This window comes from Vibrio gazogenes (genome assembly GCF_002196515.1).
Taxonomy (GTDB): domain Bacteria; phylum Pseudomonadota; class Gammaproteobacteria; order Enterobacterales; family Vibrionaceae; genus Vibrio; species Vibrio gazogenes_A.
Genome location: NZ_CP018835.1, coordinates 3134719 through 3157938 on the forward strand (window position 1 = coordinate 3134719; position 23220 = coordinate 3157938).

The following is a 23220-nucleotide window of genomic DNA, read 5'->3' on the forward strand; positions in this document are numbered from 1 at the left end:
GGAGGCAGTGAGACCAGCGCGAAGAGATGTCGGTGGGAAGTGAGAGCCTGCTCCCGTACAGCACAAGGTGTACGGGAGCAGAGGGGGGATTCGAAAAATCGAATCAGTGAATGGTGGTTGAGAGGAAATAACCAACCACGGTTGATGTCAGAACACAGATGAATCCCGGCAGGATAAAGCTATGGTTGAGAACATACTTCCCAATCCGAGTGGTGCCGGTACGGTCAAAGGTAATCGCAGCCAGATCACTTGGATAGAATGGGAAGAAGAAATAAGCGTAGCACGCAGGTAACACACCAATCAGCACTTTCGGTGGAATGCCTAAAGAAAACCCGAGAGGGAGCATGATGGTCAACACGGCTGCCTGACTTTTCAGGAAGATAGACACCGAGAACATCGCGATGGCGAAAGCCCACGGATGTGCGTGTACAATATCGCGAACCATATCAATCAGATAGGTTTTATGGAAACTGATGATGGTGTCACTCATCCACGCAATCCCGAAGATGATAATGACAGCCGTCATCCCCGCGATAAATACATTACTGTGAACGATTTTCTTTGGTGACACTTTGGTGCTGACCAAAATGATCGCCCCGACAGCCAGCATCAAGAATTGAATCCCGACGGACATTTTCACACCCGGAGGAAGCAGATTGAGATTTTTGCCGAACATGGCGACAAAAACGACAGTTGCAATCCCCAGCATGAAAATGAGCAAGCCTTTTTTCGCATTTTTATCAATGTTATTGCCTTGCTCGAGTGCACTATTATCTTCAAGTTCCTGAACAAATTCAGGATCTTGGCAACGTGCTTTAAACTCTGGATCTTTGTCCAAATCTTTACCGCGCTTCAGACTCCAGGTACAGGCAACTAACAAACCGGTCAGTGTTGCCGGAATGGTCACGATCAGAACATCTATCAGGCCGATATCGAGATGATTATCAACAGCGGTTGCCATAACAACAGCGGCTGCCGCAGCGATCGGGCTGGCAGTAATACCAACTTGTGATGCGACAGAAGCAATGGCCATTGGCCGTTCCGGACGAATTCCTTTTTTATAGGCGACATCGTAAATGACCGGTAAAAGTGGATAAACAGAGTGGCCGGTCCCGACCAGAACCGTCAGGGTATAAGTACATAGGGGGCCCAGAAAGACAATCTGACCGGGATGTTTACGCATCAATTTTTCAGCGTATTTGACCAGAAGTTTTAAACCACCGGTGGCTTCCAGTGTCGCCGATGCGGCAACCACGGAAAGAATAATCAGCATTACACTGACAGGGGGATGCCCTGGTGTGACCTTGAAGACGAAGGCCAAAATGGTGACACCGAGTCCACCTAACAGGCCAAATGCAATACCACCATGTCGGATACCGACAAAGATGATGGCAAGCAGCAGCAGCATATGAATATAGAACATGTGATGATCTCTTTAGCATGTGTCGAACGTGACCTTGTACTCGCAGCCTGCGTTGACAAGGTCACGAAAGGGGGTTACCCCAACATAAATATAAAAATAGTCGCGATGGCTGACAGTGTAAATGCGATGACGTAGCACAGTACCTTGCCCATCACGCCGGTATGGATTTTCAGGTCATGCATACCGTGATGGACACGGTGCATTGCGTGCCACATCGGGAGTGCAATGGTTGCAATCACAAACAGTGCACCAATGATATTGGTCGCAAAACCAAGCACACGATCATAGCTCAGGGCATCTGCATCAAGCATGCCCATTGGTCCCATGACTCCCAGTATAAAAATTGTGATGGGGGTAATCATGGCAAACCAAGTGCCACCGGCACCAAACAGGCTCCACCAGACGGGTTCGTCTGAACGTTTTGGATTTTGGTTAATCATGTGTGTCTCCTTAAACGATGATGAGCACAAGTGCAGAAATCACGGCAACAGCAACCCATTGGCTCAGTACGATAATTTTCTTATCGATTAACTTGCCTTTCAGTCGCATCGGTACCACTTGCGGCATCATGCCAAAGAACGTATAGGCATGAAACAAACTGGCGATCAGCGCAATGATATTGATGATGATAACCACTGGGTTCGCCATAAAGTTCAGCCATGATTGCCATGCTTCCGGCCCCTTCACCAGACATCCCAGACCGACAGTGAGGAAGAGGGTAAACACGATTAACGGCAGAACCGTTGCCTCACGGACCATATAAAAGCGATAGAACGGATTGCTTTTCCACCATGTCCGTTTCACTTCTCTTACATAGGGCTTACGATTACTCATCTCTTTTATGCCTCCTGAGGTTTCAACATCGCAATGACAAAGTCCATGGACGACGTCACTTTACCTTGGTTGACCGCCGCTGCCGGATCGACACTCTTCGGACAGACTTCAGAGCAATAACCGACAAAGGTACAACCCCAGGCCCCGTTTTCACCATTGATCAGTTTCATCCGCTCGGCCTGACCATGGTCACGGCTGTCGAGGTTATAACGATGCGCTAGTGTCAGTGCAGCCGGACCGATAAATTCCGGATTGAGGCCGAACTGCGGACAGGCGGCATAACACAAACCACAGTTGATACAGCCGGCAAACTGTTTATATTTTGCCATTTGCTCAGGGGTTTGCAGGTTGGTGCCGTCTTCCGGTTTACGATCATTACCGATGATATAAGGTTTAATGGCTTCCAGACGCTCGATGAACGGTGTCATATCGACAATCAGATCTTTTTCGATCGGGAAGTTTGCCAATGGTTCGATCTTCACGCCGTTCGGGTAGTCGCGCAGAAAACTCTTACAGGCGAGTTTTGGTACGCCGTTGACCATCACGCCACAAGAGCCACAAATCGCCATCCGACAAGACCAACGATAGGAGAGGTTCTTGTCCAGATGATCTTTCACATATGAAATGGCGTCGAGGATCGACATGGTTTCATTGAAAGGGACTTCAAAAGACTGTAAGTAAGGCTCAGCATCTTTTTCCGGGTCATAACGCAGAATGTCCACTTTTTGAATACGTTGGGTGACCATGATTATTTCTCCTCTGCGCGCTGTTTGGCTTCTTCGGCTGCGGCTTGATCCGCGGCAGCACCGTAAAGACGGGCTTTCGGTTGTGACTTGGTGATGGTGACATCACTGTAGTCAATCCGCGGCGCTGCATCTTTTTGATAGAATGCCAGAGAGTGTTTGAGGTAGTTCACATCGTCACGCTCGGTACAACCTTCATCGAGACGTTGGTGCGCACCACGGGACTCTTTACGGAGAATCGCGGAGTGAACCATTGCTTCGGCAACTTCCAGACCATAGCCGATTTCCAAGGCATACAAGAGGTCAGTGTTAAAGACTTTACCTTTGTCTTTGATGCTGATTTTTTTATAGCGTTCTTTCAGCTCGGTCAGCTTATCAATCGCTTGTTGCATCAGATCTTCCTGACGGTAGATCCCACATCCGGCTTCCATGGCATGACCCATTTCAGTGCGGATATCGGCCCAGTTTTCATCGCCTTCTTGTTGTGTCAACGCAGCAATCCGATCTTCGGTGGATTTGATTTGTGCAGCAATTGCAGCATCATTCCAGCCGTTAAAGGTTGTTGCACGTTCTGCGGCGTGTTCACCGGCAACGCGACCAAATACAACGAATTCAGCCAGTGAGTTCGAGCCGAGACGGTTTGCGCCGTGCAGACCAACAGAAGAACATTCACCGACAGCAAATAAGCCTTGGATCCGCGTTTCACATTGACCATTGGTTTCAATCCCACCCATGGTGTAGTGCACCGTCGGACGGATTGGGATGGGCTCTTTGACCGGATCGACGTTCACATAAGCTTTTGCCAGCTCACAAATAAATGGCAGACGCTCATGCAGATATTCCGCTCCCAGATGACGCAGATCCAAATGGACGACATCGCCGAGTGGGTGCTCAATTGTGTTGCCTTTTTGCTGCTCGTGCCAGAAAGCCTGAGAAACTTTGTCACGCGGACCGAGTTCCATATATTTGTTTTTCGGTTCGCCGACAGGGGTTTCTGGTCCCATACCGTAATCTTGCAGATAACGATAGCCATTTTTATTGACGATAATGCCGCCTTCACCCCGACACCCTTCAGTCATCAGGATCCCAGTACCGGGCAGACCGGTCGGATGGTATTGAACAAATTCCATGTCGCGAAGGGGGACACCGTGACGATAGGCCATTGCCATACCATCACCGGTTACAATGCCACCATTGGTATTACAGTGATAAACACGGCCTGCACCACCCGTGGCTAAAATGACAGATTTCGCTTTAATGGCGACTAACTCACCTTCTGCCATATGAATGGCAATCAAACCTTGTACCTGACCGTCGTCCACCAACAGGTCAACCACGAAGTATTCGTCAAAGCGTTTGATTTGCGGATATTTAATCGACGTTTGGAACAGGGTATGCAGCATATGAAAACCGGTTTTATCTGCGGCAAACCAAGTTCTCTCAACTTTCATACCACCGAAACGGCGGACGTTGACTTCACCATTTTCTTTCCGGCTCCAGGGGCAGCCCCACTGCTCCATCTGGATCATTTCCCGGGTTGCATTGGCAACAAAGTATTCAACGACATCTTGTTCACACAACCAGTCGCCACCGCCAACGGTATCGTTGAAGTGGTTGTCCAAACTATCTTCTTCTTTGATGACAGCAGCGGAACCACCTTCGGCAGCAACGGAGTGAGAACGCATGGGGTAGACTTTAGAAATCAGAGCGATTTCCAATTCTGGATTTGCTTCGGTGGCCGCGATGGCAGAACGTAGTCCCGCACCGCCTGCACCAATAATTGCGATATCTGTGGTTAAAGTTTTCACAGCTATCCTCCAAGTGTAAAATAGTCAATTCAAAAGCACCGAGGTACTTTCCATATCAAACAAGTGGGTATACCGACCCGCGAGGGTCGGATACCGATGCATTCTTGTTATTCTGAAATGAATGCTTATTTTCCTTGGGCTGACAGTATTGCTTTTTTGGTATTTTCTGATGATTAAACGTGACTCGGCGCTGAGCAGGTTCCGGACACTTATCAATTATTATGTTTAATCTCAGTTTCTTATTTCACAGGATGCGCCAGTGACGCATCGTCGTTGTTTTCTTGAAGCGACGGTTGTCGTTCCTTATTTCAATAGTTCAAGGATCACGGTGGCTAAAATCAGCATAAAGGCCCCACCGATTCGGGATGAAATCTGTGCAAACGGCATCAGTTCCATACGACGCGACGCAGCCAGAACGGCAACATCTCCGGTTCCGCCCATATTGGCCATACACAGACCGGCAGTCAGCGCGGCTTCAATGGCATAGAATCCCATCAGTCGACCAACCAATGCAGCACCGACTACCGCACCCGCAACGGTTGCAAACACCATCAGGAAGTATTCAACACTCAATGAGGCAACAATCTGATTGAGGTCGGTATAGGCGACACCAATCCCGACTAACAATGCCGGTGTGAGATTATCGACCACAAACTTGTACCAAGCGTGAGCTGATTTTTCGAGTTCACGAGGAATCACTCCTGTGAATTTGACAAATGCAACGAACAAAATCATCAATGCATATGTATGCATACTAATCACTTCGGTGAGCATCGTACCGACAAAGAACATCGTGATTGCCAGTAATGCACCAATACCTAATGTATCTACTGATGGTTTCTCGTTTGTTTCTTCTACCGATGGCTGGTGTGAGCCACGGATCAGTTGACCGTTACCCGTTAAAGACGGATAGATGGTTCCGAGTTTGTTAAGTAAGCCTGCAATCACAATCGCCATCGCATTACCGATAGCCAGTGCCGGAACCATTTTTGACATCAGCTCGGCGGCTGTCATCGAGGTGTTACCGGACATGATTTCAACCAGAGGAACTGCTCCGGCACCCATACCACCACCCATAATTGGCAGTGCAATCAACATGATTGAATCGAAGAAGCCATCTCCGACCATGAAACCGACGAGTCCGGCAAACAGAAACGCAAAAATAACGCCTCCGAAAATTACCGGGATATATTTGAGCGCGGCTTTTTTGAGGATTTCTCTCTCCATACCTAAGATTGAACCGGTGACCAGACTGGCAATAAAGAAAGAGAGGAAGCCACCGCTTTTCATAAATGTGGTAATTGAGCCGGCAATTTGTTGCGGCATAAAATCACTGTGGAACAGATAAGAAGAGCCAAAGATAATGGCAATGGCACCGCCACCGAAGAATTGGTTCAAAATGGGGGTTTTGTCGCCGATGACATTCAAAATATATCCGACGACCGCCATGACACCGATTGCGCCAATGATTCCCGTTGGCATTTTATTCTGGATCGTGGCGAGTAAAATGACTGCCGCAGAAAGCGCAAAGATAATGTGAATCGTGCGCTTATCTGTAGGGTTGATAGAGTTATTGGTTAACATAGCTTACCTGCACCTTTTCTGTTTCTGTAGGGGTGGGTTCTTGATTTTGTGGGGCGAGTCTATCAACACTGAGACGGAGAAAGATTGATTTTGTGGTTAATGTAACTATCTTGTGCTTTTGTAACTTTTGTTCACGGGTAGCAACGCTGGATGAGTCAGGGGAAGTGACCAAAAATGAAGCATGATGATGAAATTATCGACTTATCTGACGGGGAGCTGCGAGAGGTCAAGATCATACTCTCTCGCAGAGCAGGGGAGCGAGTCACATTTTTACGGTGACCTTTATCTATCTGTGAAATTGATCCATGCAAGTATGGATCAATTTCTGGTCACAGGCTTACACCGAAAAACGCTGAATTTGTGTTGCCAGTGTATCCAGATCCATCACCGCATCTTGCACCGACTGATTTACTGTATTTGACATATTTCTGATTTGTTTCGACATCTCTGAGAGGTTCGCTAAGTTGGTATTAATTTCATTGGCAACCAGACTCTGCTCATCCGTTGCACTGGCTGTTTGCAATGTTAGCCCTTGAATCTGATTCGAAGAGGACTTCACTGTATCGAGTAACTCTTTTGTATGGGCATTCATGGTTTCGGTACTGTTTGCAATATCGACACTCGTTTTGATCGATTGAACGGCTTCTGATACTTCGTTTTGCAGGCTGTTGATCATATGGCGAATATCTTCAGTCGATAGTTGGGTCTTACTCGCTAAATTTCTGACTTCATCCGCGACCACTGCAAATCCCCGTCCTTGCTCACCGGCTCGGGCGGCTTCAATCGCAGCATTCAGTGCCAATAGGTTAGTCTGTTCGGAAATATTGAGAATCACATCTAAAACGGATGAAATTTTTTCGGAGCTGTGGGACAAGCGTTCAATGACCATTGAGGCATGTTCAATTTGTTGGGTTAAATCATGTAAACGCTCGGTTGAATTGACAATGGACACTTCCCCTTCATCAACCAGTCGAGAAAGCAATTCAACCTGAGTGGCTGTTTCTGCGGCATTTTGGGCAACTTCTTTTGTCGCTGAGCTCATTTCCTCGATTGCTGTCACGACCATATCCAGTGATTGATCTTCTTTGTCACTGAGAGATGATGATTCCGCAGCAGCGTGACTGATTTTTTTCATTTCGTCCTGAATATTGCTACACCCATTTCTGATTTGGCGGATAATATCACCGAGTTTGTCAACAAAACCGTCAAGTTCGCGACTCAGATCACCGGTTTCATCTGATTTCTGGCTATTAATACGTCGCGTCAAATCACCATCACCCTGACTGATTTGATGAATATCCGATGTGACTTTTTTTATCGCATTGGAAATCTTTTTCGGGGCGAACCAAGCGAGCATCAGACTGGCAAATAAAACAACAACCGAGAGAATCGAAACAAATAATTTGAATTGTTCGGCATGGCGGTTGATTTGTTGTCTTTCTTGGGTGGCATATTTGGTGATCAATTCTTCCGACCCGTCATATAGGTTTCTTAATTCCTGAAATGAATCAGCATTACGAGTCAAAAATAGTTCCATCGCTAAATCATGCTGTTGATTTTCAAATGCTTTTAATACAGCGGCATGCTCAGTTTGCCATTGTTGGTAATAACGTTGAAAAGGGGTGAGGTACTGAACAATCTCCGGCTCATCTTTGGTCATCTGCATAAACGCTTGCATACGTTCTAGCGCCTGTTTTGCATTGGATGTGACTTCTTCTTTGAGTGTCGATTGATTTGTCTGTGCGTGATTATCCGGTGAAAAGATTAATGTGGAGAGTGCGAGCCGGGATTGATAGAGATCCCGGTCTGCATTCTGAATTAAGTTGGCACCCTGTGAATAGCGTCCGGTACTGTGCTGAATATAATTAACTAATTGATAAGCAGCGACAACCACGATGAGAAATACAACGCTGAGTAATGAAAAATTAAATGTATATCTGGCCCTGATTGTTCTCATAAAAAATAGGTTCATCCCGCTTCTCCTTAGCCAAACGTGTACCCGAAAATATGCAACGACATCCATTTCTGACTGATTGTAGATGCGCAGACATGATCACTTATTTGTTATTAATAAAAAACATATCAAACAAATAGTATAAAGCGGTTTCTTTTTCAAGCGTTAGTTGAGAGATAGCTGTATTGGTTGTGATCTTTGTGGGGCGCCGGTTTTACGATTAACCCAATGCCGACTAAAAACAGAATACACGCGACAGCCTGCGCAAGACTTAATACCTCACCAAACATAAGATAGCCGGAAATTAAGGCAAAGATCGGGACGAATAAAGTCAGCGGAGCGGTCGTACTGAGTGGATAACGGATCAGTAGCCGGTTCCAGACCCAATAACCAAATAATGTGGTCGGATAGGCCTGAAAGCCCACTGCGATGGTTGTTTTCATATCCCAAGTCGCAATTGCATGGAAAATGATATCCGAGCCGTAAATACCCATCGCAAACAGCACTAACGGAAGCGGTGCAAAGAGCATGCCCCAAACGTTAAATGCAAAGGCTTGGGTCGTTTTCGATGCTTTGACAATCATACCCATAACGGTCCAGCAAGTCGCAGCAATCATAATCAACATCAACCCTTGTGGTGTGATGTTACCGTTCGTCGCAGCAACCAAGACTAAAAGTGCAACGAGTGCAGTCACCGCGCCAATGATTTTGCGCTTTGAAATCCGTTCTTTTTGGATCCATACACCGGCCGCCATACTGATTAACGCGTTCGATGAAAGCAGTACAGAAGACATTCCTGAAGAAAGTCCGGCGGTGATTGACCAAGACGCCATTCCCCAGATACCGACCCCAAACACGACACCGTAAGCACATAAATAACGCCAGGCAACATTCGGCCTGCGGATAAAGAATATGGCGGGGATCACCGCTAAAGTAAACCGGGCGGCTGTCGCCAATAATGGATGCACATCCGTAATGCCCAACTTAATCATTGAAAAGTTGAATCCCCAAATTGCCATGACAACAATCGCCAACAATAAATCGTTTCTTACCATCACTGTACTCCTTTATGTTTAAAAATTAGTATTACTCGGGTACAGTTATGCGGACAGATACAATTTTTTAGATTTAAAACGGTACAGTGGTGGTCTATGAGTTTGTATAAGACGATGGCGAGTCAGTTTATACGCGAGATTGAAGCGGGACAGTTGGCTGAGGGAAGCCGCCTGCCTTCACTACGACAGCTCGCAAAACAACAAGCCGTCAGTATGTCTACAGCGGTTAGTTGTTATCAGGAACTGGAGTCCCAAGGCTGGATCCATGCGCGTCCTCAGGCAGGGTATTATGTGTCGTCCCAGCGTAATCAACATCACACACCGGCGTGGGCGCAGTTTGTGAGTCGGGTTTCTCAGGTCAGACCAAGGTTCACTTTTCCTGCCAAACATAACGGACCACTCGGGGTTTCAGCCACTTTTCTTGATGACATTGGGCAGAATGCGCTTGAGCAGAGTTTTCGTCGTGTCAACAAGCGACTTCTCGGGAAGCGACTCAATCAATATCCTCATCCGCAAGGCGAACCGTCACTCCGTTATGCGCTCAGTGCTCATTTTGCTAAGCTCGGGTTCCATATCAACCCGGATGAGCTGGTGATTACATCCGGATGTATGCCGGCAATCAAAATGGCCGTTGAAGCTTGTACGCAAGTTGGGGATGCGATTGCAATTAGTTCCCCCTGTTTTAGCGGTATTTTAGATTTACTCGGACAGATGGCGCGTCAGATTGTTGAAATCCCATCGCTGGACGAAGGGATCGATCTTGACCAACTGGAACAGCACTTACGGCAAGGTAGTGTGAAAGCCGGTATTTTCTGCACATCGCATATGAATCCGCAAGGGATCACGATGTCTGCTCAGCAAAAGCGGCGGTTGGCAGCGCTGGCAAATCATTACCAAGTACCAATCATCGAAGATGATGTTTACCTTGAGCTCTCTTATTCTGAACATACACCTTTGCCCGCCAAGTCTTATGATCAAGATGGTTACATCCTGTGGTGCGGGTCGATATCGAAAAGCTTATCGCCCAGCTATCGTTTGGGATGGTGCTTGCCCGGACGGTTTACCGCAGCCTATGTGCAGCAGTATACGGCTGCTTTCTTTGGTGTTTCTCTGCCAATTCAGCTTGCTGTAGCTGATTTTATTGAATCCGGTCACTATGCCAAACAACTGAAACGCCGGCGCAACCGGTTACTCAATCTAAAACAAGCGTATTTCAGTTTTTTATCGGCGCGCTTGCCTGACGAAGTGAAGATCAGCAACCCTCTAGGGGGAATGGTACTCTGGCTACAAGTACCTTATCTCAATCACACTCGGTTTGCTGCGCTTATTGAAGCCTATCAGATTGACATTCGGTTGGGGGAGCTCTTCAGTACGCTGTCGCTCTATCATGATTGTTTCCGGATTAATATCGGCTTTGAACTGACTCAGGATGTGGAGGATGAGTTAAATCGTTTGATCGAAGCGATCCTGCAAGCGAGTGATGTTAGCGACAGCATTTAACTGGCGTTTGGAATCATACAGACGTTTGAAATAATAATGATCGTGCGGATGTACATCGGGCACCCAGATGGGTGCCCGATGTGGTTGATGAAGCGAATCAAATGACTCAATGCTGTCGAATTAGTTGGATTGAGCGACTTGACCTAATTTCAGCCAAGTATCAATCACCGTATCCGGGTTGAGTGAAACAGAACTGATTCCTTGTTCCATGAGCCATGCCGCCAGATCGTCATGATCAGACGGACCTTGACCACAGATGCCGACATATTTGCCGGCCTTGGTTGCCGCTTCAATGGCCATTTTCAGCATCGCTTTCACGGCAGGGTTACGTTCGTCAAACAAGTGAGCCACATCACCGGAATCTCGATCCAGCCCCAGAGTTAGCTGAGTCATATCATTTGAGCCAATTGAGAAGCCGTCAAAGTACTTCAAGAACTCATCTGCCAGTACCGCATTGGAGGGTAACTCACACATCATGATAACTTTGAGCCCTTGTTCACCACGTTTCAGCCCAAATTTAGCCAGTAAGTCAATGACCGATGATGCCTCATCCGGCGTGCGAACAAATGGGATCATAATCTCGACGTTTTTCAGCCCCATCTCCTGACGGACGCGTTTAATCGCTCGGGTTTCGAGTTCAAAACAGTCTTCAAAGGCCGATGAAATGTAGCGAGAGGCGCCGCGGAAACCAAGCATCGGATTCTCTTCATGTGGTTCATAATTGTGACCACCGACTAAATTGCTGTACTCGTTTGATTTAAAGTCGGACATCCGGACAATCACACGTTTTGGCCAGAAAGCCGCAGCAATCGTGGCAATGCCTTCTGTCAGTTTACTGACGTAGAAATCGATCGGATCCTGATAGCCTTTGATTCGCTGACGAATGTCGGCTTGGAGGGCATCATCTTGCGCATCAAACGCCAACAGCGCTTTCGGGTGAATCCCGATCATCTTATTGATGATAAATTCAAGGCGTGCCAAGCCAACCCCTTCATTGGGAATCTGAGCAAAATCGAAAGCACGGTCAGGGTTACCGACATTCATCATCACCTTGGTCGGTAAGTTGGGTAGCTCATTGACCGAAGAACGACGCACTTCAAAATCGAGCTGACCCCGGTAAACATACCCCGTTTCGCCTTCAGCACACGACACGGTAACCTGTGCTCCGTTTTGTAAATCGCTGGTGGCAGTGCCACAGCCGACAATCGCCGGAATACCCAGTTCACGGGCGATAATTGCAGCATGGCAGGTTCGACCGCCACGGTTGGTGACAATCGCAGCCGCTTTTTTCATCACGGGTTCCCAATCGGGATCGGTCATATCCGTAACCAGAATATCGCCTTGCTGTACCAGCGACATTTGATCGAGAGAATCAACCAAGCGTACCGTGCCTGACCCGATACGCTGACCGATAGCCCGGCCTTCAAGCAGAACATCTGCCTTGGCATTGAGTTGGAAACGCTCAATCACACTGGTTTCACTCTGAGAGCAAACCGTTTCTGGACGGGCCTGAACAATATAAAGCTTGCCGTCAATGCCATCTTTGGCCCATTCGATGTCCATCGGACGCTGATAATGTTGTTCGATAATCATCGCCTGTTGGGCCAGTGCTCTGATTTCGTCATCATTTAAAGAGAACTGCTGACGCTCTTGCTCGTTGGTGTCAATAATCTCAACCTGCTTGCCGATTTCTTGTCGCTCAGAATAGATCATCTTGACCATTTTAGAGCCGAAGGTTTTCTTCACAATCGCGCTTTGACCGGCTTCCAGCAACGGTTTATGCACATAGAATTCATCAGGATTGACCGCCCCCTGAACAACCATTTCACCCAGCCCCCAAGCGGACGTAATAAATACCACTTGGTCAAAGCCTGATTCGGTATCCAATGTGAACATGACACCGGAAGCGGCTTTATCTGAGCGTACCATGCGCTGAATCCCGGCTGATAACGCAATACCGCGATGGTCAAAGCCCTGATGGACTCGGTATGAGATAGCACGATCATTAAATAAAGATGCGTAGACATGCTTGGTCGCTTCAAGGACCGCATCGATGCCTTTGACATTGAGGAAGGTTTCCTGTTGCCCGGCAAAAGAGGCATCCGGTAAATCTTCCGCGGTGGCTGATGAACGGACGGCCACGGAAATTTCAGCGTTGTTTCCGGTCAGTTCAGCATAGTTATCCCGAATTTCCTGTTCTAAATCGGCAGGAAAGGGCGCCTGTAAAATCCATTGACGAATGGTGGCACCGGTCTGACGTAATGCATCGACATCGTCAACGTTGAGCGCATCAAGCAATTGATGAATGCGATGATCTAATCCCTCATAATCTAGAAATTGATTAAATGCGTATGAGGTGGTCGCAAAGCCGTTCGGCACTGAGACCCCAGCGTTGGCCAGATTCGAAACCATTTCACCGAGTGAAGCATTTTTACCACCAACTTTATCGACATCATTCATCGATAAACTGTTGAACCAGAGGGTATTGTTAGGCATTTCTTTCTCCAGAAGGATGACTGTGTTATTGGATGTGGTAATCGTTTACATTTGCCTGCTAAAAAAATAGCCAAGGATATTTTCAAAGCTGTGGCTCATGTCGTTGAATACCGAGGGTCGTTCTATTTATAGTGTGATAATGATGCTACTCAAAATAATTTGAAAGTTTAAATAAAATATGCAAATTGATAGTCAAAGTCGTGACGTATTCTACGTTTCTGATGGTACAGCGATTACATGTGAGACCTTGGGACATGCCGTGTTAGGTCAGTTTCCCTTCGCGGCCAATGAGAAAACGTTTCCATTTGTTGAGAGTGATGAAAAATTGACAGATGTGATCAAACAGATTGAATCTTCTCATCAAGAACATGGTGTCCCTCCCTTAGTTTTTTTCTCGATTGTTGTCCCGGAAGTTCGTGCCAGACTGCTGCAAGTGTCAGCTCATTGCTATGATGTGCTGGAAAGTATAGTTCATCGGGTGCAAGCAGATACAGCAACGGAACCTCAGCCTAAGTTACAGCGTTCACGGAGTATCAGCAGAAATACGGATACGTACTTTGATCGGATTGCCGCAATAGAATATACGCTGGCGCATGATGACGGGATGTCGCTGAAAGATATTGAACAGGCAGATATTGTGCTGCTCGGCGTTTCTCGGAGTGGTAAAACACCAACGAGCTTGTATATGGCGATGCAATTCGGACTTCGGGTGGTCAATTACCCGTTTATTCATGATGATATGCGCGCGCTCAAGTTACTTCCGGTGTTTGAAATTCATCGGGATAAATTGTTCGGCCTGACCATCAATGCAGAACGCTTGACGGCAATTCGTCAGAACCGTCTGGCAGGAAGCGAATATGCCAGCGTCCATCAGTGTGAGCATGAGCTGGCAAATGTGGAGGCTTTATTTCGCCGTGAAGCGATTCCTTATATCAATACCAGCTCATTGTCAGTCGAGGAGATTTCAGCCCGGATTCTCGAAAAAGCGGGCTTGAAACGGCACCTGTGTTAGCCAGCCGTTTACACAGGACAAACACCAGAGCAAGGTCGGGGCTTTTATGCCTGTTCGGCAAAATCGAGCAGAGCCTGCCCCGTCATGCGATAGATAATCCATTCATCCTGAGGCTCGGCGCCGATACTTTGATAAAAGTCGATCGATGGTTGATTCCAGTCGAGCACTGTCCATTCAAAGCGGCCACAATCTTTACTGACGGCTAATTGCGCAAGATATTTCATCAGCGCTTTGCCTGCCCCGAGGCCGCGGTGGGCTTCACTCACATATAAGTCCTCCAGATACAGACCATATTGGCCCAACCAAGTCGAATAATTGAAGAAGTAAACGGCAAACCCAACGGGCTGATTATCGGCTTCACAAATCACGGCATGAGCATGAACGTCATCCCCGAATAATTTGCGTTCAATCGCTTCGACCGTATTGGCGACCGCATTGGGTTCTTTCTCGTAAATCGCCAGTTGATTGATAAAATCCAAAATGGTTGCTGCATCTGAAATAGTGGCAGGTCTGATATGAATGGTCATGATTTCCTTTCTTTCGTTGACTCAGATTAGTGACAGTGTATGCTCAAATGAACTATGAATAAAATGCACTTTATTCAGTCTTCATATGAATGGGCATCATGCGTAAATTTCCTAATATCGATTTGAACTTACTCAAGTTGTTTGCCAGTTTATATCATACGGGATCGGTGACACTGAGTGCCGAAGAACTGAATATCAGTCAGTCGGCGTGTAGTCATGCGTTGCAGCGTCTGCGAGAGCGGCTTGGCGATGACCTTTTCATTCGGATTGAAAATCGCATGTTGCCGACCGCTTATTCCGAGCGGCTGGCTGAACAGGTTTTGCCAGGATTGGCATTACTCGGGCAAGGGCTGGCCTCATCTCATCCTTTCACACCGGAGGATGCGCATGTATTCCGGATCGCTGTGACGGATTATACATCATGGTGTCTGCGAGAATTCATCACCTACCTGAGCGAGTCGTTTCCTCACATCCAGATTGAATTTATGCAGTTGGCCGAACGATTACCGGAGTCGGCACTGAAATCCGCAGCCATCGATTTGGTGTGCGGGTTTGCACATCAGCAGGAAGAATCAGAAAGTCTGAATCGTCTGGTCTGGTTGAGCGATCACTATGTCAGTGTGCGGTGTCAGAGTCATCCGGTGGCTGAGCATCTTTCACTGGCTCAGTTTCTTCAGTATCCACATGTTTTGGTAACGCCGTGGAACGAACCCAGAGGCATTGTGGATATGACATTGTCACGGCAAAGAAAAAAGCGTCAGATTGCGATTCGGACTGCCAGTGTTCTGGCTGCGCCTTATTTTGTGCAGCAGACATCCTATTTGCTGGCAGCACCGTCCCGGTATGCTCACACCATTGCTGAAAGTTTGTCGCTGCGTTTATCACCAATACCGCTAGATGTACCGGATTATCAACTGACGCTTTACTGGCATAAAACGCGCCATAATGACCCGAAAATCGCATGGTTTGTGCGGTTGTTCAGCGATTTTCATCAGTGCTCATGAATGAGGGTGACTGGATGCATGACGAATTTTGGTTGTAGGCCGGTCGTGAGTTCAGTTGTTGAATATTTCTTCTGAGTTTGTCGATCGATGAATTGAAATCATGTGAATAGTATTTGGCTCGTAAATTTGACGCACAATTTAGTTTCTCGATTTCAGAAGCGTCAGTGTTCTGTGCGCCAGTTCATCTTTCAGAGATGAAAGACGAACCAGAAAATCTTTTTTTGTTTGGCTGAGTCGCACGTTGTCCAGAACCAGCTTTTACGGGCGCCCTGCCCGGAAAAGCCTAACCATTCTTCCGTGAATGGTTTTCTTTGTTGGGTGGTTGATTTGAATTGGGTGAAATCTCTTTAAGGCGAAGCCAAATTGATCGATGTTCTCAGGGTAAAATTCATGGATGAATTTTAAGCTATCCCTTAACAAAAGACTGAGCAGGAGCGAATAAAAGCGACCCGGCCAGTGTCCACGAACTAAACCGTTCTTTTGGGTACTTTTGGAACGCCAAAAGTATCTGGGGCGCAGTCGGAGATGCTAATGAGATCGAGGAAAGTAATTGTGTCCCAAACTCAGCATCATCCTTTTACTTTTCCAGCCATCGGCGTTGCAGTTTGACGCACAATCTCTTTTTTCGGTTTCAGAGACATCGGTGTTCTGTGCGCCAGTTACTCTTGCCGAGATGCAAGAGTAACCAGAAAATCTTTTTGTTTGGCTTTGTCACACGCTTTCCAGAACCAGCTTTTACGGGCGTCCTGCCCGGAAAAGCCTAACCATTCTTCCATGAATGATTTTCTTGGTTGAGTGGTTGATTTGCGTGCGGTGAAACATTTTTAAACAGTCAATTTAGTCACTGAACTCAGGGTGAAAAATCATGGACGATTTTTCAGGATTGCTTGAGCAGGATGCGAATCAATCCGACCCTGATTACACGCACTGAACCAAAAAAGATGTTTTTGGTTCCTTTTGACATCTATCAAAAGGAACTGGGGCGCAGTCGGAGATGCTAATGAGATCGAGAAAAGTAATTGCGTCCCAAACCGCAGCATTACCATTCCATATACCAAACCACAATTTAATCATTTCAGGCGGGCCTCCCTGTTACCCCCATTCCAAACACCACATTTTCCCTATCAGAAAACCAAATTCAAATATGACTCATAAACTCTATTGAGTATAATTATTGATTCATATGAACATAAAATTATCAATAAGCATCCATCGATAAAACAATCACGGCTTAACCAACAACGTTAATGAACGATCAAATCACTCAAATCTATCACCTGATGAGTTACGAATTTGCTCAAGTTGAAGGGGATTTTTCATCCTTGCGCGAATCGGCTATCAAATCCGTGATGCCTGCCGGAATGCGCTTTGCTGATTTTCTCGAACAGCTTCGCAGCGGCCATCAGGTATTACTGACGGATGTACCGTCAATTCCGTTACTCATTCGGGATAAAGATGAATGGGGCAATTCATACTGGCGGGTCAATCCCGATGCTGAGCCTCAGCTCGACGGGCTGGCCTACAAGGCTTATACCACCAGAGTGGCGCTGGTCAATCATGGTATTGGTTCATCTTACTCTGGCAGCGTCAACGCTTCTGTTTATACCGAGCCTTATGTCGAACGCGAACCAGTGAAACTCACTTTAGAAGAGCGGCTGGTCAGGCAACGCCAGGAGCGGTTACGGGCGTTGGATACAATCCCATTGTCTTCATCCGCATGGCAAAACGCATTTAACCAGCCGCCAGCCAAACCCACCCGTTTCGCTAAATCCGCTTTGGTGCCGAGAGGCTCATGTGACATCGGTACACAACGAGAGTCACTTTCTGCGCTGGGGGATTATGCGGCTTATACAATTGCCGTCGGGCAGGGGATCAGTGCCGCTTCTGAAAACGCTTTTTTAACGCGTGTTGGCGGTGCGGCATTGGCAGAACTGCCGGAACTGGCGATGAAAATTGTCGGGCGAGCCGGAATGCTGGCCGCATTTGTGCCCAACAAATTAGCAGACAGCACGCTCTACAGTGCAGCCGATATTCGCGGTAAAGACAGGGTTGAAACCAATATCCGCTTGGGTTTCAATACGGCAGGGCGGATTTACGGCTATCACGTCAATGGCGCGATGATTCCCAAGCGTGAAGTCAAACGGGTCGGTGAGCAATTTGTCGTTGCGTTAGAGCCGGATATCACCATTGAATGGGTGCCGATTAGCGGCGATTTCGGCGGCAAACCGATTCTGGTTAATCCCATCCCGGAGATGGAAAAGTTCGATATCTGGATCCATCCGCAAGCGGAGCAAGGTCAAGAGTTTGATAACACCTACATCACGCCAATTGCTGATGCGGATCTGCAAGACTATATTCTGACCTTTCCGGCAGAAACCGGGTTACCACCGTTGTATGTGGTTTACAAAGAAAGCGCTCGCAACGAGTCGGGCGTCGTGACCGGCAACGGTGAAGATATCACCGGCCTGTGGTTGGAAGCCGCCGGAAAAGAGTTAGGTGTACCGGTGCCGTCACAAATTGCGGATCAGCTCAGAGGCCGTGAGTTCAGTAGTTTTGATGGGTTCCGGAAAGCGTTCTGGAAAGCTGTAAGTGAAGATACAAAGTTGATTTCTCAATTCAGCAGAGCGAATCAGAGAATTATCAAACGAGGGGGTTCACCGTTTGTAATACCGGAAGAAACTGTCGGAGGGCGAGATCGGTTTGAAATTCACCATGTTGAAGAAATACAGCATGGCGGAGCTGTATATGATGTTGATAATATGAGAGTTAATACACCTAAAAACCATATCCGTATTCATAAGGAATAACAAAGATGTTGAATTTGAAAAGTAAACTTACTGATTACACGGAAGGTGAATTTTTCCGTTTTCTTCAGGAATTTTATGAGGATACTGATACCAATGCTCTGCCAGATGATGAGTTTGATGATTATATTTCTACGCTCGCAAAACATTTTACTGAAGTTGTAAATCATCCAAAGGGAAATGCTTTAATCTTCCATCCGTCAACGTGTGGGATAAATGACAGCCCTGAAGCCGTGATTCAGGAGTTAAAACGATGGTATGCCGAACAAGGCTTACCATGCTTTAAGGGCTGATTCGGTCTTTTTAATTTCTAGCCTTGGGCTCCCAGATTTGACGCACAATTTCTTTACCCTTGTTCCCACGGTCCTTCGTGGGAATACATACCGAGCCAAAAATTACCATGATTGGCAGATATCAATTCATCCTGTTTCGCCTTCATATCATAATGACGAGCACTGAAATAACGCCAGTGAGTCACTTTATCGACCTAGCCTATTTTAACCGGGTGTTGGTGAATCGATTCAACCTTCTGATGCATCATTTCATCACTTTGTATTCATTCCGGGTGTACGCCTTCCTGCCAAAACTGATCGCTTATTGCGGATGATGCACAGGATGATAACCGGGGGTGGTACAAGCGCTGAACTTTGCGTGCTACTTCTAAGTCAGGTATGCATTCCCACGCGGAGCGTGGGAACGAGGTGCTAAAAAAACAATTTCCACTGATTGTTAAAATGCTGCAATTTTGTACAAACCTTATCCATATCAAAAAATGTCATGTTTATGTCAATTTTTTCTGGTGATTTTCTGCAACCTATTCAATGCTATGTAGGGTGTTTTGAGGCTCACTCGCGAACAAATGGGGCTTATCCGAGATGTATCTAAGGGTGGGAACGTTAGTCAATCATTTGTGAGTGAGTTAGACAGCGTTGTGCTGTGGTTTCTGACGTAGTGATATTTTTTCTGGGATTTTGTCTGTATTTTCATGCGATTAGGACAGAAATTTCATCGAGTGTCAGTAAGTCATACAGAAGTATTCCTATAGAGTGGTTCAGTATAATAACCTGTTAGGTTTTAAGGAAGAAATGTTCTCCGATTCGCAGAAAATTGAAACATACAAAGCTTTAGGGCAAATAGTGATGGGCTCTGGCGGAAGTGAGTATAAATGCGCTTGGGCTATGAGTTTACTTGAGCAAGGTGTGGATTCGCCTAATCTTGCTATCCTTGCTACGCTCCTGAAGCCCATAAACGAGTTTGAGGCCGATGATTACTTCAATAGGGTTTTAAAAGAGCTAAATATCGATCGCCCCAGTGAAGAAGGCGCAATAGAAGGATACGCCAGAGTTTTAATGAAAGAGGTGATTGACGGTTCTTTAACCCCAGAAGCTGGTGCCTCAATGATATATAACGCAAACGTTAAACTTGGCTACCCTGACTCATTCGGCGAATTTACAGTTCTTGAAGACGAATGGTACTGTGAATGCATTAATGGCTGGTCAAAAGCGCAAAGAAGAGCCGAAATTATTAAGGCATGCAAGGAGGCTTATGAAGTTCTTAATTACCCAAAAATATTCAAAGCCTAACAAATTGTTGCACTCGTTTTGTGTCTGTCGCTGGACCCCATTTTTACACAAAACGCTCTCCGCAGTATGTGCTGGTGAGCAAGGCGTTAGCTTCTCGGAGTAGAAATCGAAACTATGGATGACGATTACCAGAATCCCCTACCGGGAAAAACCTATATAAGCCCGTCACTCCCAGCTTTTGGTGATAAGGAGCGTAGGGTTCGTATCGCGTCTAAAATTCTACCCTCAGAAGATGGCTATGAATATGCAAAGGAACGCGCCGAGGTTGTATTAAGAAAGAAGCCGGATGCCAAAACGTATATAACAGCGAAGTTCTTAGAAGATACTAGGCAAACTTTTGTGTTAACTGTCCAAAAGTTTGTGTCAGAAACAGGGCAGCCTTATGGATCTGGGTTTTCATTTGTGGGTGAAGAAATAGGTCGGTTCTGTGAGTTTTTAGCAAATATACAAGCTGTAGATTTCAAAAATAGAGCCAAAGTAAATATTTCTGATGAAGAGCTTCGAAAAATAGCTTTGACTACTCATCAAGCTAAAACCTTTCTTGTGGAAAATCAGGAATTGTTTGCTGAAGCACTAAAATCTGAGGTAACTACAGAAGATCTTGTTGCGGTGGGTTTTCGAAAAAAACAGTTAAGTGTTTATAACAAGCTTCTGCATGATCAAAGCTACTTCGACGATTTAAAAAATATAAAAAATTGCTCTAATGAAGCTTTATGGCAAAAGTACTTTGAAAAGAATCCTTGGGTATTTGGTTATGGACTAGGTTACATTTTTTTGTCTAGCCTCGATGACAAAAAACTAGAGCAAGTAGTACAAGGGCATAGCGTAGATTCGCACGGTAAGCGTGTTGATGCTCTTATGAAGACAAAGGGCATTATTTCCAACTTATGCTTTGTTGAAATTAAAACCCACACAACAGCTTTACTAGAGGCTAAGCCTTATCGGTCTGGCTGCTGGGCACCTTCAAAAGAATTAGCTGGTGCTATCGCACAAGTCCAAGGTACCGTTGCGTCTGCAGTGGAAAATCTATCTAGCAGAATCAACCCCAGCGATAGTGAAGGTAATCCAACTGGCGAAGAAATTTATAATTACCAACCTAAATCCTATTTGGTTATAGGCAGCATGGGTGAATTTTTATCGGAGCAAGGCGTGAACAGAGATAAACTAAGGTCATTCGAGCTGCTTCGTAAAAATACTAGTAACCCAGAAATTATTACATTTGATGAACTTTATGAGCGCGCAAAATTTATTGTCCAGCACCACCAAAGCTAACAAAGTGCTGCTGTCGGACAAATTTTCCGCTGCGCTCCAAATTTGCCGCAGAGCACGGGGTTAGCCTCCCCAATTAGTAATAGATTTTAATTAAAGAAAGTGAAGTGTACAAAGAAAATCAGGCCAGCTATCAGTTCTATGTGTCGCAAGGCTTTCATGTGGTGAGTGAACAGCGTGATGAACATACGGGACATCCCGAATACACCATGCGTTTTAGCATATAAGCATCATTGTGTGTGATGCCTCGAAGTCGGAACCTGAGACAATCATCAGGGACAGAAATAAAAAAGAACCGCGTCGCATTTTACCCTCCCACGATGCTAAAACTATGATAAACAGTATTTTTTTCTGAACGCTTCTTTTATGCTAGAGCCATGTTATCCACCAAAGCGAAGCGCGATTATGAAAACCTCCCTCGATCACCTGCCTAAATTTAAACAGCAAGAGCTTGCGACGATTTCGACCATTCTGCGTGATACGCTGGACGACTATCTTGAAGGCAAAACGGGGAGTAAAAGCGAGTTTCGCATCTTGAAAATCATTCTGTTCGGCAGCCACGCCAAAGGCAATTGGGTCAGCGATCCGGTTAATGGTTACATCAGCGATTATGATATTCTGGTGATCGTCAACAAAGCCGCTTTGGTGGAAGATTATGTGGTCTGGCAGCGGGCGGAAGAGCAAATTGATCGCAAAGTAAAATCCGCGCCGTTGGGTTTGATTGTGCATGATTTGAACGAAGTGAATAATCGACTGCAACAGGGTCATTATTTCTTTAAAGATATCCGCGAAGAGGGAATCGAACTGTTTGCCGCGACACCGAAACCGCTGATTGAGCCGGGGGATTTAACCGAAGCAGAGCAACGGGAAATTGCCTGTAAGCATTATAAACAGTGGTTCGAAAGTGCCAATGATGACTTCGCAATGTATAACTATGCACGAAACGACTCACGACTAAAAAAAGCAGCATTCGAACTTCATCAAACTACGGAACATTTACTCTCCTGTGCCCTACTTGTATGCACCAACTACTTGCCCAAATCCCACAATATCGAAAAGCTGAGTAAACTGTGTGCGCAAATCGAGCCAGAGTTTAAGACGATTTTTCCCCTCGACAATAAATTCCACCGTCGTAGCTTCCGCCGCCTGCAACGCGCCTATATTGAAGCCCGTTATTCGGAGCATTATGAAATCATCGCAGAAGAGCTGGCTTATCTCGAAGGGCGAGTGTTGCAGTTAAAAGCGCTGGTTGAACGGGTTTGTTTGATGCGGATAGATTGATTTATTCTGCCTGAGGGCAGCCATTGCTTTTATCCCAGCCTTTGGCTCTGGAATTTGACGCATAATTTCGTTCTCCGATTTCAAAAGCATCGGTACTCTGTGCGCCAGTTCATCTTTCAGAGATGAAAGACGAACCAGAAAATCTTTTTTTGTTACGGAGTCGCACGTTGTCCAGAACCAGCTTTTACGGGCGTCCTGCCCGGAAAAGCCTAACCATTCTTCCATGAATGGTTTTCTTGGTTGAGTGGTTGATTTGCGTGCGGTGAAACATGCTTAAACAGTTAATTTGGTCACTGAACTCAGGGTGAAAAATCATGGAAGATTTTTCAGGATTGCTTGAGCA

General features: G+C 46.2%; 19 protein-coding genes and 1 pseudogene. 9 read left to right on the forward strand and 11 right to left on the reverse strand.

What is annotated here, in order from left to right; translation table 11 throughout:
• Positions 1 to 103: 103 nt before the first annotated feature.
• The 8 genes from BSQ33_RS14330 to BSQ33_RS14365 all read right to left on the reverse strand — a co-directional run bounded on the left by BSQ33_RS14330 (position 104) and on the right by BSQ33_RS14365 (position 9401).
• Positions 104 to 1423 carry an anaerobic C4-dicarboxylate transporter gene (locus BSQ33_RS14330; RefSeq protein ID WP_088134369.1) on the reverse strand — a complete coding sequence of 440 codons (1320 nt, stop codon included), beginning with the start codon at positions 1421 to 1423 and terminating at the stop codon, positions 104 to 106.
• Between the two features lie 74 nt (positions 1424 to 1497).
• Positions 1498 to 1863, reverse strand: a complete 366-nt coding sequence (frdD, locus tag BSQ33_RS14335) for a fumarate reductase subunit FrdD (RefSeq protein ID WP_088134370.1) — start codon at positions 1861 to 1863, stop codon at positions 1498 to 1500.
• A gap of 10 nt (positions 1864 to 1873) precedes the next feature.
• Entirely contained in the window at positions 1874 to 2257 is a 384-nt protein-coding gene (gene frdC / locus BSQ33_RS14340; RefSeq protein ID WP_021019573.1) for a fumarate reductase subunit FrdC, read from the reverse strand.
• A gap of 5 nt (positions 2258 to 2262) precedes the next feature.
• Positions 2263 to 3003: a succinate dehydrogenase/fumarate reductase iron-sulfur subunit gene (locus tag BSQ33_RS14345; protein ID WP_088134062.1), complete on the reverse strand. Its 741-nt coding sequence runs from the start codon at positions 3001 to 3003 to the stop codon at positions 2263 to 2265.
• A gap of 2 nt (positions 3004 to 3005) precedes the next feature.
• Positions 3006 to 4808, reverse strand: a complete 1803-nt coding sequence (frdA, locus tag BSQ33_RS14350; RefSeq protein ID WP_088134371.1) for a fumarate reductase (quinol) flavoprotein subunit — start codon at positions 4806 to 4808, stop codon at positions 3006 to 3008.
• Positions 4809 to 5111: 303 nt separating this feature from the next.
• Positions 5112 to 6392, reverse strand: coding sequence for a 2-hydroxycarboxylate transporter family protein (locus BSQ33_RS14355; protein ID WP_021019998.1), 1281 nt, complete (start codon positions 6390 to 6392; stop codon positions 5112 to 5114).
• 337 nt (positions 6393 to 6729) lie between these two features.
• The gene (locus BSQ33_RS14360; RefSeq protein WP_088134372.1) at positions 6730 to 8364 is read right to left on the reverse strand and encodes a methyl-accepting chemotaxis protein; all 1635 of its coding nucleotides are present in this window, start codon (positions 8362 to 8364) and stop codon (positions 6730 to 6732) included.
• A gap of 140 nt (positions 8365 to 8504) precedes the next feature.
• A complete protein-coding gene (locus BSQ33_RS14365) occupies positions 8505 to 9401 on the reverse strand; it encodes an EamA family transporter (RefSeq protein ID WP_088134373.1) in 897 nt (298 codons plus the stop codon).
• A gap of 96 nt (positions 9402 to 9497) precedes the next feature.
• On the opposite strand from BSQ33_RS14365, the gene BSQ33_RS14370 reads away from it, so the two are divergent.
• Positions 9498 to 10901 (forward strand): PLP-dependent aminotransferase family protein, encoded by a 1404-nt coding sequence (locus tag BSQ33_RS14370; protein WP_198298109.1) that lies wholly within the window; start codon positions 9498 to 9500, stop codon positions 10899 to 10901.
• Between the two features lie 120 nt (positions 10902 to 11021).
• On the opposite strand, the gene ppsA is transcribed toward BSQ33_RS14370, so the two are convergent.
• On the reverse strand, positions 11022 to 13397 hold the full coding sequence (gene ppsA / locus BSQ33_RS14375) for a phosphoenolpyruvate synthase (RefSeq protein WP_198298110.1): 2376 nt from the start codon (positions 13395 to 13397) through the stop codon (positions 11022 to 11024).
• Between the two features lie 178 nt (positions 13398 to 13575).
• On the opposite strand from ppsA, the gene ppsR reads away from it, so the two are divergent.
• Positions 13576 to 14409 (forward strand): pyruvate, water dikinase regulatory protein, encoded by an 834-nt coding sequence (ppsR, locus tag BSQ33_RS14380; RefSeq protein ID WP_021020003.1) that lies wholly within the window; start codon positions 13576 to 13578, stop codon positions 14407 to 14409.
• Between the two features lie 44 nt (positions 14410 to 14453).
• Here the strand turns inward: ppsR and BSQ33_RS14385 are convergent, their stop codons facing one another.
• Positions 14454 to 14936, reverse strand: a complete 483-nt coding sequence (locus BSQ33_RS14385; RefSeq protein ID WP_088134376.1) for a GNAT family N-acetyltransferase — start codon at positions 14934 to 14936, stop codon at positions 14454 to 14456.
• 98 nt (positions 14937 to 15034) lie between these two features.
• Here BSQ33_RS14385 and BSQ33_RS14390 point away from each other — a divergent pair, with 98 nt between their 5' ends.
• From BSQ33_RS14390 to BSQ33_RS14415, 7 genes and pseudogenes are all read left to right on the forward strand, one after another.
• A complete protein-coding gene (locus BSQ33_RS14390) occupies positions 15035 to 15940 on the forward strand; it encodes a LysR family transcriptional regulator (protein ID WP_021020005.1) in 906 nt (301 codons plus the stop codon).
• A gap of 1247 nt (positions 15941 to 17187) precedes the next feature.
• Positions 17188 to 18747 (forward strand): S-type pyocin domain-containing protein, encoded by a 1560-nt coding sequence (locus tag BSQ33_RS14395; RefSeq protein ID WP_088134377.1) that lies wholly within the window; start codon positions 17188 to 17190, stop codon positions 18745 to 18747.
• A 5-nt stretch (positions 18748 to 18752) separates the two neighbouring features.
• Positions 18753 to 19037, forward strand: a complete 285-nt coding sequence (locus tag BSQ33_RS14400) for a bacteriocin immunity protein (protein WP_232471931.1) — start codon at positions 18753 to 18755, stop codon at positions 19035 to 19037.
• A 753-nt stretch (positions 19038 to 19790) separates the two neighbouring features.
• Complete coding sequence (locus BSQ33_RS14405; RefSeq protein ID WP_157721401.1) at positions 19791 to 20327, forward strand: hypothetical protein; 537 nt, start codon at positions 19791 to 19793, stop codon at positions 20325 to 20327.
• A gap of 114 nt (positions 20328 to 20441) precedes the next feature.
• Entirely contained in the window at positions 20442 to 21599 is a 1158-nt protein-coding gene (locus BSQ33_RS14410; RefSeq protein WP_088134379.1) for a Shedu immune nuclease family protein, read from the forward strand.
• A gap of 104 nt (positions 21600 to 21703) precedes the next feature.
• A pseudogene (locus BSQ33_RS22240) lies at positions 21704 to 21823 on the forward strand (GNAT family N-acetyltransferase); the annotation flags it as partial.
• A 178-nt stretch (positions 21824 to 22001) separates the two neighbouring features.
• Positions 22002 to 22877: a HEPN domain-containing protein gene (locus BSQ33_RS14415; protein WP_157721402.1), complete on the forward strand. Its 876-nt coding sequence runs from the start codon at positions 22002 to 22004 to the stop codon at positions 22875 to 22877.
• Here BSQ33_RS14415 and BSQ33_RS21605 read toward each other — a convergent pair.
• A complete protein-coding gene (locus BSQ33_RS21605) occupies positions 22833 to 23102 on the reverse strand; it encodes a hypothetical protein (RefSeq protein WP_157721403.1) in 270 nt (89 codons plus the stop codon). The two genes, BSQ33_RS14415 and BSQ33_RS21605, sit on opposite strands and share 45 nt — an antisense overlap.
• Positions 23103 to 23220: the final 118 nt, after the last annotated feature.